The sequence below is a fragment of the Pandoraea sputorum genome (genome assembly GCF_000814845.2).
Lineage (GTDB): Bacteria > Pseudomonadota > Gammaproteobacteria > Burkholderiales > Burkholderiaceae > Pandoraea > Pandoraea sputorum.
The window spans coordinates 2,025,319-2,037,282 of sequence record NZ_CP010431.2 but is presented as its reverse complement, the minus strand read 5'-3'; the positions used below and the strand labels follow the sequence as shown (position 1 = coordinate 2,037,282).

Here is an 11,964-nt window from a genome sequence, read left to right as displayed (position 1 = left end):
GTGCCGCCAATCTACCGCAGGCCGACAGGCAAAACCAGAGATTCCCGGTCATACGCCCGCCTGCGGCTGCGCCTTTCAGACAGCGCCGCGTGCCAATCCGTCCAATGCCAGGTTGAGCCTCAGAACATTCACCCGGGGTTCTCCGAAAATTCCCCACTGACGGCCTTGCGTGTTGCGTGCGATCAGATCGCGCACGACGTCCGGCGTCAGCCCACGGGCCTTGGCCGCGCGCGTGACCTGATAGTCGGCCGCCGCTGGGCTGATTTCCGGGTCGAGCCCGCTGCCCGACGCCGTCACGAGATCGGCAGGCACCGGCAATTGAGCGCTCGGATCGGCGTCGCGCAGCGCGGCAATGCGCGCCTTGACGGCATCGGTGAGCGACGGATTGAGCGGACCGAAGTTCGTGCCGCCCGACGCCGTGGCGTTATTCGGATTCGGCGAGGTGGCCGACAGGCGGCCCCAGAAGTACTTCGGTTCGTCGAAGTTTTGACCGATCAGCGACGAGCCGACGGCTTTGCCGTCCTTGTAAATCAGGCTACCGGCCGCTTCGCGCGAGAAGGCCGCGCGGCCGATGCCGGTCACGACCAGCGGATACACCAGCCCCGTGATGACCGAGAGCACCACAAACAGGCTCAACATCGGGCGCAAGAGGGTTTTCATGACGTCTGTTCCTTAGAGTTTCAGCAATGTGGCCCGGGTGCACGGCAACCGCTGCCGCCGCGCCCGGAAGCCGTCGCGATCAGGCCCAGCCCATCGCGGCGATGATCATGTCGATGACCTTGATACCGGCAAACGGCACCAGAATCCCGCCCAGACCGTAGACGAAGAGATTGCGGCGCAGCAGCGTCGCAGCCCCGAGCGGGCGATACTTCACGCCCTTCAATGCCAGCGGAATCAGCACCACGATGATCAGCGCGTTGAAGATCACCGCCGACAAAATGGCCGACGACGGACTTGCCAGACGCATGACGTTCAGCGCGTCGAGTTGCGGATACGTGGTGGCGAAGGCGGCCGGAATGATGGCGAAGTATTTCGCCACGTCGTTCGCAATCGAGAACGTGGTGAGGCTGCCGCGCGTCATCAGCATCTGCTTGCCGATCTCGACAATCTCGATCAACTTGGTCGGGTTCGAATCGAGGTCGACCATGTTGCCCGCTTCCTTCGCGGCCTGCGTGCCCGAGTTCATCGCGACGGCCACGTCGGCCTGCGCAAGCGCCGGGGCGTCGTTGGTGCCGTCGCCCGTCATCGCCACGAGCTTACCTTCGGCCTGGTACTTACGAATCGTCGCGAGTTTTTCCTCGGGCGTAGCTTCTGCGAGGAAGTCGTCCACCCCCGCTTCTGCGGCAATCGCGGCGGCCGTAAGGCGATTGTCGCCCGTGACCATCAGCGTGGTGATCCCCATCTGGCGCAGTTCGGCGAATCGTTCCTTGATGCCGCCCTTGACCACGTCCTTCAGCTCGATCACGCCCAGCGCACGCGCGCCGTTCGCGTCTTGCTCTGCCACCACCAGCGGCGTGCTGCCACGACGTGCGATCTCGTCGACCGACGTCGCGAGCGCCACCGGCCACACGCCACCGGCCGACTCCACATAACGCTTGACGGCATCGGCTGCGCCCTTGCGAATCTGCTTGTCGGTCAGATCCACGCCGCTCATGCGCGTGTGTGCCGTGAACGGAATGAACAGCGCGTTCAGACCGCTCATTTCACGCTCGCGCAAATTGAAGCGCTGCTTGGCGAGCACCGCGATACTGCGGCCTTCCGGCGTTTCGTCGGCCAGCGACGCGAGTTGCGCGGCGTCAGCCAGCGCACGCTCGTCCACGCCCGGCGCGGGCACAAACTGCGACGCCTGACGATTGCCCAGCGTGATCGTGCCGGTCTTGTCGAGCAGCAGCACGTCCACGTCGCCAGCCGCTTCCACCGCACGGCCCGACGTTGCGATCACGTTCGCCTGCATCATGCGGCTCATGCCTGCCACACCGATGGCCGAAAGCAGGCCACCGATGGTCGTGGGAATCAGGCACACCAGCAGCGCGACGAGCACCGTGATCGTGACCGGATTCCCGGCATGCGTGACGAACACGCTATAGATCGAGTACGGCAGCAGCGTGGCCGTGGCGAGCAGCAGCACCAGCGTGAGCGCAACGAGCAGAATCGTGAGCGCGATTTCGTTCGGCGTCTTTTGACGCTTTGCGCCTTCCACCATCGCGATCATGCGGTCGAGAAACGCTTCGCCCGGATTGACGGTCACCTTCATGATGACCCAGTCCGAGAGCACACGCGTGCCACCGGTCACGGCCGAGAAGTCGCCGCCGGACTCGCGGATCACCGGCGCGGATTCGCCCGTGATAGCCGATTCGTCGACGGACGCCACGCCCTCTACGACCTCGCCGTCGGCCGGAATGACATCGCCCGCCTCGACCAGCACGAAGTCGCCACGACGCAGGCTGGCACTGTCGATCACCAGACATTCTGCGTCGCGACGTGCCGAACGCAGCTGCTTGGCGGGCACGTTCTTCTTGGCCTGACGCAGCGAAGCAGCCTGCGCCTTGCTACGACCTTCGGCCAGCGCTTCGGCAAAGTTCGCGAAGAGCACCGTGAACCACAGCCACAGCGTGATCGCGAGGATGAAGGGCGCGCTCGCCTCGGCGTGGCCTGCCACGGCCATGCCAAACAGCACGGTCGTGAGCAGACTGCCGACATACACCACGAACATCACCGGGTTCTTGGCCTGCGTGATCGGGTGCAACTTGCGGAACGAGTCCACGATGGCCGGTTTGACGATGGCAGGGTCGAACATCGACTGAGACGCCGATGTATGCCCTTCGCCCATCTGCCGGGTGGCGGTATTACTTGAGGGTTGATTCATGAGAGCCTCGAATGCCTCATTTCATTGTTCAATGCGCACCGATCATCGCCAGATGTTCGGCGACCGGACCGAGTGCAAGCGCCGGTACGTAGGTGAGCGCGCCCACCAGCAGCACCGTGCCGAGCAGCAGCACGACAAACAGCGGACCATGCGTGGGCAACGTGCCCGACGTCGCGGCAATGCGCTTCTTGCGCGCCAGCGCTCCGGCAATCGCCAGCACCGGCACGATCACCCAGAAGCGGCCGAACCACATCGCGATACCCAGCGTGGTGTTGTAGAACGGCGTGTTTGCCGACAGACCCGCAAATGCGCTGCCGTTGTTGTTCGCGGCCGAGCTATAGGCGTACAAAATTTCCGAGAAGCCGTGTGTTCCGGGGTTCAGCACGCCCGCCTGACCGGCCGCGACGAGCACTGCAAGCGCAGTCCCGAGCAGCACCAGCAGCGGCGTCATGAGCACGGCCACAGCGACCATCTTCATCTCGTACGCTTCGATCTTCTTGCCCAGATATTCCGGTGTGCGACCGATCATCAGCCCGGCCACGAACACCGCGAGCATGGCGAAGACGAGCATGCCGTACAGGCCGGACCCGACGCCGCCGAAGATCACTTCGCCCAACTGCATCAGCAACATCGGCACCATGCCGCCGAGCGGCGTAAGCGAGTCATGCATCGCGTTGACGGCACCGCATGACGCAGCTGTCGTAACCGTCGCGAAGATGCCCGACGAGACGATGCCGAAGCGCGTTTCCTTGCCTTCCATGTTGCCGCCCGACTGCGTAGCGCTGACCTGCTGATCCACACCGAGCGGTGTGAGCAGCGGGTTGCCCGCCTGCTCTGCGGACACGGTCGCCACTGCCGCAATCGAGAACGCAATCGTCATGGCCGCCAGAATCGCGATGCCCTGACGACGGTCGCCGACCATGCGTCCGAACGTGTGGCACAGCGCCGCCGGAATCAGGAAGATCGCAAGGATTTGAAGGAAGTTCGACAGCGGCGTCGGGTTCTCGTAGGGGTGCGCCGAGTTCGCGTTGAAGAAGCCGCCACCGTTCGTGCCAAGCATCTTGATCGCTTCCTGCGAAGCGACCGGGCCCATGGCGAGCGTTTGCGTCTGCGTCTGCGCGGGCGTCGTGACCGGCTTGCCAGCGGCGTCCATCTTCGGCTGACCGTCCGGGCCGAGGACCGGATTGTCGTAGTGCGTGACCTGCAGCGTCGTCACGTCCTGGTAGGCGTCGAAGTTCTGAATCACGCCCTGACTCATGAACGCTGCGGCAAGCACCACCGACAGCGGCACGAGAACGTAGAGCGTGATGCGGGTCATGTCGACCCAGAAGTTGCCGATCGTCTGCGCCGTGTGACGGGCGAAACCGCGAATGAGCGCAACCACGACCGCGATACCGGTGGCGGCCGACAGGAAGTTCTGAACGGCCAGACCGAGCATCTGCGTGAGATAGCTCATCGTCGACTCACCGGCGTAGCCCTGCCAGTTCGTGTTTGCCACGAAGCTGACGGCCGTGTTCATCGACGAATCCGGCGTGACGTTACCGAACGCTTGCGGGTTCAGCGGCAGCCAGACTTGCCAGCGTTGCAGCGCGTAGACAGCGAAAGCGCCCACGGCGTTAAAGCCGATCAGCGCGAACGCGTAGGTGCGCCAGTGCATCTCCTGTTCGGGACGAATCCCGCACAGACGATAAAGACCGCGTTCGACAGGCGCGAACCAGCGGTTCACGCGGGATTCACCGGCGAGCACGTCAGCCATGAAACGACCGAGCGGGCGCGCCAGCACCAGTAGCACGACGAGGAAAACGCCGAGCTGGATCCAGGCATTGAGTGTCATGCTAGGTCCTCCGGCTTGAACAGCGCGTAGACGAGATAAGCGAGCAGCGCGAGCGTGAGTCCGCCGCTCAGCCAATACATGGCTGTCATTGCTGCCCCCCTACCGACGCGCAAAACGCGACAAAGCCGACGGTCGTGGCAACGAACACCACGATCACGCCGAGATATAACCAGTCCATGACAACTCCCTATCGTGTGGCGGCTGGCACGCCACGGGCGCGACGCGCCCTCGCATGCGCATGCCAGCCGTGCCCTGAACGATACGTAGGGGCGCGTAAAGACGGGGACAAAAGGGGTAAAGGGGGTGTAAACAACGTGTAAACACGGGGCCGAAATGTGTAAACGACAAAGCCCGCCGATATCGCTATCGGCGGGCTTCTGGGCCGTGCTGGCTAAGGCGCTGCGGGATTTCTCGCCGCGCGCCTGTCAGACGTTCGTCAGACGCACGTCACTCTGTCACATGCGAGCCTTTGCGCCAGACTTCCACGACTTCCTTGCTCGGTTCGAGGTTCAGGTTGACGTTGCGCGGCGGAATCGGTTGCTGGAACCACTTGCGTTGAATGCGACGGATCTCGCCCGAGCTATATATATGCGCCAGCGTCGTATCCACGAAGCGTTTGAACTGCAGATCGTCGCGCGGCAACATCAGCGCGTTCAGTTCCGTCTCCAGCGGTGCGCCGACGATGGCGAACGACTCCGGGTCCCGAGCATTCGCACGGAAGCCCGCAAGCAGCACGTCATCCAGTGCAAACGCCTTGGCGCGACCGGTTTCGAGCGTCACCATCGATTCGCCGTGGTCGCGCGCCGGAATCACGCGGTAGCCGATCTTCTCCGCCTGCATGCGCGCCAGACGCTCACCGGTCGAACCGGCAGACGCCACGAGGTTCTGCCCCTTCAGGTCTTCCAGACCCTGAATCTTGTCCTTCTTGTTGACCAGAAGGCGCACTTCGGAGACGTAGTAGGGATTGCTGAAACCGACCTGCTCAGCGCGCTCCGGGGTAATGGTGTTCGGGGCGCAATCGAGATCGACGGTGCCGTTCTTCACCAGCGGAATACGGTTCTGCGGCGTGATGGACATTTCACGCACGCGCAGATTCGGCAGATTGAGCGCGGTCTTGACGGCGTCGACTACCGCATAGCAGAGATCCATCGTGTAGCCGACGGGCTTGCCCTTGTCGTTCACGTACGAGAACGGGATGGCCGCCTCGCGATACCCCAGCGTGATGACGCCGGTCTCGCGAATCTTCTTGAGGGTGCCGGTGAGATCACCGTTCACCGTCGGCAGCGCGACGACCGTATCAGCCTTGGCGGGCGCGGCGGTCGCTGTCGAAATACCCGCTTGAGCGGCGAACCACACGGACAGACTGAGCGCGACGCGTCCAGCAGCGATTTTCCAGTCGACTTTCTTGAAACCGTTCACAGCAAATTCCTATCGGATTAACAGCATGATAGGAAGTTACAGATTTGCGGTACGCAGCGCAAAGAAACCTTTGTCATTAGCTTATGCGCGGACAATCAACTGCCTGATGTCGAAGATGACGAAGTTGTCGGCGATGCGGCAGACGCTTCCTGCTCGTTGCCGGAGCGCCCGCCGATCTCCCATAGGGTCAGGGTCTCGGGCGACGGCTCGACCGCCAGACGGTGCCCGTACGGCGGTATGGCGGCCTGAAACCATTGCCGCTGAAGCTGCGCCATTTCGCCGCTACGAAAGACCGCCGCAAGGGCCGCGTCGACACGCGCCTTGAACGCGGGGTCGTCCTTGGGCAGGACCAGCGCGTAAGACTCGGACTGCACGGCGAGCGGCGCACCGACGATCCGGTAGGCGTCCGGTGTCTTGCTGGTGGCACGCAAACCTTCGAGGAGCACATCGTCCAGCGCCAACGCCTGCGCACGGCGCTCGCTCAACATGCGAAACGCCTCGTCGTAGTCGCGCGCCATCAAAAGCTGAAACCCTGCGCGGGCATGCTGTGCCCTCACGAGGCGCTCGGCAGTCGTCCCCTGCACGACCGCCAGGCGCAGTCCTCGTAAATCGTCGATCGACGTGACGCCCGTGCCCGCCCTGACCATCAACCGAACGTTCGCAGCGTAATACGGCAAGCTGAAGGCCACCTGCTGCCCGCGCGACGCCGTGACCGTCGACGGCGCGCAGTCGATATCGATGGCATCCCCCTTCACCATCGGCCCGCGCATCTGTTCGATCACCCGCACAGGCGTGACGCGCAGTTCCGGCATCGCCATCTCCTGTTGCAGCGAGGTCACGACCCGCTGGCATAGTGCCCACGCCAGTCCCATCGGCCGATCGTCGGCGTCGACATAAGAGAACGGCACGGCGGTTTGCCGATACCCGAGCAGAATGCGACCGCGCTCGCGAATGCGCGCCGTCGTCGGCGTATCGGCGACGGCTGGTGTCTGAGCAAACGAGGTGTCGGCAGGAAATGTGGGCGCTTGTGCGGGCGCAGCCACCGTGCTCAGGCGCGGCATGCCCGCCACGGGCGGCTCGGCGGCGAGCGTCGCATTGGGGGACGCGAGCATGGTGGCCGCGAAGGTGCCGATGACGATGCCGATAAAGGCGCTGATGAAGCGGCCGGACCGACGGCGAGTACCCGCAGCGATGAGGAACGGAAGGGAAAGAAGGGAAATAAGGGACATGGTCGACGCGACACCAAGAGGGAAAATGCCCACACCTTAGCGACGGCCACCGGCGAAACGACCGGCGACGCCAACCCTTTCGGATTATTCCCTTCGCGGCGACTGCCCCTTCTGCGGCGGCCTTAGCGCGTATGCGCCAGCAACGTCTGCAAAAGTTGCTCGTCGTCGTCCGGCGTCGGCGCGGTGTTATCGAAGCGCACGAGTCCCGGGAATGCCGCAGCGGGCGGCAGGAAACGACGCACCCGATACTCGTCCCAATGTTCCAGCTTGTAGGCGTCGTTCGGATTACCCCGGCTCTCGATGCGTTCACGCGCCTGCGCTTCGTCAAGATCCACCCAGACCACGTGAACACCCACGTCGTCGTCGACGTCCAGCCACGCGCGGTCGAATAGCAGGCCTTCGCGCAACTCCCGCGAGAGCGGGCCGACCACCAGCACGTTCACGCCGAGACGCAGGTTCTCGCGCGCCGTCTCCAGCAGTCCCGCGTACTCCGGCTCGCGCAACGTCTGCAAATAGAGCGGGCTGTCGCGGTCGTTGGGATTGCCGGTCAGCGCGCCCATGACCGACGCGCTGTACGCGCCATACAGCGTGTCCTTATCGAGCAGACAAAAGGCCTCGCCGCTGCGCGCAATCAGCGGACGTATCAGACGCTTGGCCAGCGTGGTCTTCCCTGCCCCGGCGTGGCCGCAGAAAAAGATCAGACGTGTCATGCCGCCGCCTTGCGCTCGAACATCACGAAGTGTTTGCGCACCGGTTCGACGACTTCGAACACGCCTTCGAACCCGGCCGGAATCACGCAAGCGTCGCCCGGCCCGAACTCCGACGCGTTGCCGTCAAGATCGCTGATGCGGATACGTCCTTCGATCACCGAGAAGTATTCCTGGCGATGCGCACCGAAGGCGATGCGCCACGCGCCGGGTTCGCAGGTCCATTCGCCGCAATCGAACTCGCCCAGTGCGTCGGTGTAGAACGGGCGCGTCATGCGCTGCGGATTGCCACTCACACGGCGCGCCTCGGCGGGATGATCGAAGACCGCTTCGCCCGCCTGATCGGGGGCGAACGTAATGAGTGCGGGAGATGTTGGAGTTGTCATATGCGTCGAAGAGTTTAGAGAGCTATGTGGCGTCCGGGCGTCCGGACGTCGGGGCATCGCTTAGTTCAGCGCCGCGCTCAGCTTGCGACGCCACGCCGCCACCGTCGCCGGATCGGTCTCGGCGAGTGCGTCGAAGATCGCGAGCATCGACTTGCGTCCCGCATCGTCGCCGAACGAGCGGTCGCGCTGCACGATATCGAGCAACGTCTGCAAGGCCGGTTCGTAAGCCCGGTCCGCGAGATAACGATTGGCAAGATCCAGACGTGCCTGAAGATTAGCCGGTTCGGCGTCCACGCGTGCGATCAGCTCCGAGGCTGGCGGCAGATGGCTGGCCTGCTCGGCGGCGGCAATACGCGTGTTGAGGGCAGCGATGCGGGCGTCGCCGCTCGCGGCAGTGCGCGGCGAGAGCAGCGTCAGCTCGGTACGTGCTGCATCGATGTCCCCCATGCCGAGCAAAACATCCACCAGATCGAGACGGACTTCGTCATGCGCCGGGTCGAGCGCCAGCGCGGCTTGCAGGGCGTCGCGCGCCACCGTCGGCTGGCCTTCTGCGAGCGCCTTACGCGCCACGTTGCGCGCCATGTCCGCCGGATTCGGCACGATGCGGTCGATGAACGCGCGCAACTGCCCCTCCGGCAACGCACCTACGAACTGATCAACCGGCTCGCCATCGACGAATGCCACGACGGTCGGCAGGCTACGCACACCATACTCCGCGCACAGTTGCGCGTTTTCATCAGCGTTGATCTTAACGAGACGGATGCGCCCCTGCGCTTCGGCCTCCAGCTTTTCGAGCATCGGCCCGAGCGTGTTGCAGGGGCCGCACCACGGGGCCCAGAAGTCGGCCAGCACGGGGACCTGATGCGAGACGGCCAGTACGTCGGTGTCGAAACTGGCGAGATTGGTATCGATCATGGGTTCTGTCGAGCGTGGTAAATTGCGTAAATAGCGGCCGTTACTCATAGAAAACAGCCGCCAGCTTGAAGCATGGTAATCGCAAAGTCCAACGACGGGCAGGGAGGCACATGCACGCAGGCCACGGCACGGCAATCTTCTTTACCCAACTTCTCTTGCTGGTTCTCGTCGGCCGTCTGCTCGGCGAGGTCATGCAACGGCTACGTCAGCCAGCGGTCATGGGCCAGTTGCTCGCGGGCGTGCTGCTCGGCCCGTCCATCTTCGGCGCGCTGATGCCCGCCTGGCAACACGCCGTCTTTCCCGACAACGAAGCGCAGAAAAAGATGCTCGACGCCGTCTCCGAGTTGGGCGTGCTGCTGCTTTTGTTGTCCACGGGGCTGGAGACGGATCTGGGGCTTGTGCGACGTATGAAGCGCATGGCCATCTTCGCGTCGGCGGGTGGCATGCTGATTCCGTTCGTCTGCGGTTTCGCGCTCGGGTGGCATCTGCCCGACAATCTGCTGCCGCATCCGGAAGCGCGGCTCGTCACATCGCTCTTTCTCGGCACGGCACTGTCGATTTCGTCGGTCAAGGTCGTGGCGATGGTCATTCGCGAAGTCGATTATCTGCGGCGCAACATCGGCCAGATCATCCTCGCTGCGGCCATTCTCGACGACACGACCGGCTGGATCATCATCGCCGCCATCGCAGGCCTGGGGGCCAGCGGTTCGGTCGACCTCGGCCATCTGACGCTCAGCCTCGGCGGCACCCTGTTGTTCATCGTGCTGTGCTTTACCGTCGGCAAGCGCGCCGTGGCGGTGGCCATTCGCTGGACGAACGACCGATTTACCGTGGAAATGCCGGTGCTCAGCGCGATTCTCGTCATCACGTTCGTCCTGGCGCTCGCGACCGACAAACTGGGCGTGCACACGGCGCTGGGTGCATTCATGGCAGGCGTGATGATTGGGCAGTCGCCTATTCTCAGCGAACAGATCGAGGCGCAGTTGCGCGGGCTGATCGTCGCCCTCTTTGCGCCCGTGTTCTTCGGTGTGGCGGGCCTGTCGGTGGACCTAACGATCCTGTTCGACTGGCGAATGCTCGGACTGGTGGCCGGACTGATCCTGATCGCGAGCATCGGCAAGTTCACGGGGTGCTTTATCGGTGGACGTCTGGGCGGCATGTCCACAGCGGAAGCGCTTGCGCTGGCCACGGGCATGAACGCGCGCGGCTCGACCGAGATCATCGTCGCGAGCATCGGGTTATCGCTGGGCGTGCTGAGCAAGGACCTCTTCACCATGATCGTCATCATGGCGCTCATCACCACGCTCATCATGCCGCCAGTGCTGCGCCGTGCGCTCGTGCGCATTCCGCTGTCTGCCGAAGAGAAAGCGCGGCTTGAAAAGGAAGCCGCCGAGGAGAAGGACTTCCTGCCGAACGTCGAGCGCATTCTGACGGCGGTCGACGGTAGCGCCAACGGACGCTTCGCCGCGTGGATCGCCGGGCTGACGGCCGGTGTGCGCGGCACACTGACCACTGTGCTTGCCCCCGCACCTGCTGCGACCGATGACAGCGCCGCCGTCGATGCGGGCGAATGCGCTGGACTCGATGCCTATGAGATCGCCCTTGCCGCCGCCACGCATGCGGTGAGCCGCGCCCCGGGTACGCCGGGCGTGGAAGAAGACAAACCCGTCAAACCGGGCGAGAAGGAGCGTGAGGCAGCACGTCTGGTGCTACGCGAGCGCACTGGCAAAGCGCCGCAGAAAACGCCGGAATTGCCACACGGCCCCATCAAGGAAGGCGAGGATGGCGAGGATGGCGAAGACGAAACGCCGACCAGCGAAACGTCATCCAAAGCTGCCCCGAAGCACGAACCGGTCGGCGAAGCGCACGACGACAAGCGCGTGAGCGAGGCGACGGAGGAAGGCGAATTCGTCGCAGACGATCCGTCCGACACCGCACGCGACCAGGAAGCGGCGCAGCCGGAGAGCAGCGAGGAAGCGGTGCGCATCTCCGACGAAATCGCCAAGGGCTACGGCTTCGTCATCGCAGGGTTCGACGCACCGGGCCAAGAATCGGACTCGGACGTCCCTCCGCTCCCCCTGCCGACGGGCGTGCTGCCGCTGACCAAGGCGTTCGACGGGGCCATCGCCATCGTGCTCGCGCATGGCGACCACGCTCTCCAGCCGGATGCACCGCTGAACATCCTCGTGCCGGTCTCGGGCACCGACTATTCGCGGCATGCGGCCGAGCTGGCGATCACCCTCGCGCGCGCGGCGAACGCGCCGGTCACCGCGCTGCACGTCTCGGCGCGCGTGGCGCCGGGCATGCTTCACCGCCGGTGGCGTCCGCGCGTGTTGCGCCCGGACGCCGCAGAAGCCGCCATGCTGGAGAACCTGCATTCGCTGGCCGAGCGTAACGGTGTGAAGCTCCGTACGCGTCTGCTCGCGGGCGGCAAGGTCGACGACGCCATCCTGCACCAGATCCACCACGGCAAACACAACCTGCTCGTGCTCGGTGTGCAACCGCGTTTCGGCGACCGTCTCAACTTCGGTGCCGTCTCCCATCGTTTGCTCGAAGAGCGGCGCTGTTCCGTGATCGTGCTGAGCGCCTGACGTCTCAGAACAGCCCA

At 64.1% G+C, this 11,964-nt stretch carries 10 protein-coding genes; 1 reads left to right on the top strand and 9 read right to left on the bottom strand.

Annotated features, from left to right (window positions below):
* Positions 1 to 75: 75 nt before the first annotated feature.
* From kdpC to trxA, 9 genes are all read right to left on the bottom strand, one after another.
* Positions 76 to 660 carry a potassium-transporting ATPase subunit KdpC gene (gene kdpC / locus NA29_RS08970; protein ID WP_039397599.1) on the bottom strand — a complete coding sequence of 195 codons (585 nt, stop codon included), beginning with the start codon at positions 658 to 660 and terminating at the stop codon, positions 76 to 78.
* A gap of 79 nt (positions 661 to 739) precedes the next feature.
* Positions 740 to 2,866, bottom strand: coding sequence for a potassium-transporting ATPase subunit KdpB (gene kdpB / locus NA29_RS08965; RefSeq protein ID WP_371328959.1), 2,127 nt, complete (start codon positions 2,864 to 2,866; stop codon positions 740 to 742).
* A gap of 28 nt (positions 2,867 to 2,894) precedes the next feature.
* Positions 2,895 to 4,700 (bottom strand): potassium-transporting ATPase subunit KdpA, encoded by a 1,806-nt coding sequence (kdpA, locus tag NA29_RS08960; protein ID WP_039397595.1) that lies wholly within the window; start codon positions 4,698 to 4,700, stop codon positions 2,895 to 2,897.
* On the bottom strand, positions 4,697 to 4,789 hold the full coding sequence (gene kdpF / locus NA29_RS08955) for a K(+)-transporting ATPase subunit F (RefSeq protein WP_063389843.1): 93 nt from the start codon (positions 4,787 to 4,789) through the stop codon (positions 4,697 to 4,699). The genes kdpA and kdpF overlap by 4 nt, the downstream gene beginning before the upstream one ends.
* Positions 4,790 to 5,147: 358 nt before the next feature.
* On the bottom strand, positions 5,148 to 6,119 hold the full coding sequence (locus NA29_RS08950) for an amino acid ABC transporter substrate-binding protein (protein WP_224786811.1): 972 nt from the start codon (positions 6,117 to 6,119) through the stop codon (positions 5,148 to 5,150).
* A gap of 95 nt (positions 6,120 to 6,214) precedes the next feature.
* Complete coding sequence (locus tag NA29_RS08945; protein WP_052252704.1) at positions 6,215 to 7,348, bottom strand: amino acid ABC transporter substrate-binding protein; 1,134 nt, start codon at positions 7,346 to 7,348, stop codon at positions 6,215 to 6,217.
* A gap of 122 nt (positions 7,349 to 7,470) precedes the next feature.
* Entirely contained in the window at positions 7,471 to 8,058 is a 588-nt protein-coding gene (locus tag NA29_RS08940) for a P-loop nucleotide/nucleoside kinase family protein (RefSeq protein WP_039397592.1), read from the bottom strand.
* The gene (locus NA29_RS08935; RefSeq protein WP_039397590.1) at positions 8,055 to 8,441 is read right to left on the bottom strand and encodes a cupin domain-containing protein; all 387 of its coding nucleotides are present in this window, start codon (positions 8,439 to 8,441) and stop codon (positions 8,055 to 8,057) included. Before NA29_RS08935 ends, NA29_RS08940 begins: the two co-directional genes overlap by 4 nt.
* A 60-nt stretch (positions 8,442 to 8,501) precedes the next feature.
* Positions 8,502 to 9,353, bottom strand: a complete 852-nt coding sequence (trxA, locus tag NA29_RS08930) for a thioredoxin (RefSeq protein WP_039402866.1) — start codon at positions 9,351 to 9,353, stop codon at positions 8,502 to 8,504.
* A gap of 113 nt (positions 9,354 to 9,466) precedes the next feature.
* Between trxA and NA29_RS08925 the strand changes: the two genes are divergently transcribed.
* Positions 9,467 to 11,947 (top strand): cation:proton antiporter domain-containing protein, encoded by a 2,481-nt coding sequence (locus NA29_RS08925; protein ID WP_052252702.1) that lies wholly within the window; start codon positions 9,467 to 9,469, stop codon positions 11,945 to 11,947.
* Positions 11,948 to 11,964: the final 17 nt, after the last annotated feature.

Coding starts and splice junctions, on each gene's coding strand:
- kdpC (WP_039397599.1), bottom strand. CDS start 660: ATGAAAACCCTCTTGCGCCCGATGTTGAGCCTGTTTGTGGTGCTCTCG.
- kdpB (WP_371328959.1), bottom strand. CDS start 2,866: ATGAATCAACCCTCAAGTAATACCGCCACCCGGCAGATGGGCGAAGGG.
- kdpA (WP_039397595.1), bottom strand. CDS start 4,700: ATGACACTCAATGCCTGGATCCAGCTCGGCGTTTTCCTCGTCGTGCTA.
- kdpF (WP_063389843.1), bottom strand. CDS start 4,789: ATGACAGCCATGTATTGGCTGAGCGGCGGACTCACGCTCGCGCTGCTC.
- NA29_RS08945 (WP_052252704.1), bottom strand. CDS start 7,348: ATGTCCCTTATTTCCCTTCTTTCCCTTCCGTTCCTCATCGCTGCGGGT.
- NA29_RS08940 (WP_039397592.1), bottom strand. CDS start 8,058: ATGACACGTCTGATCTTTTTCTGCGGCCACGCCGGGGCAGGGAAGACC.
- NA29_RS08935 (WP_039397590.1), bottom strand. CDS start 8,441: ATGACAACTCCAACATCTCCCGCACTCATTACGTTCGCCCCCGATCAG.
- NA29_RS08925 (WP_052252702.1), top strand. CDS start 9,467: ATGCACGCAGGCCACGGCACGGCAATCTTCTTTACCCAACTTCTCTTG.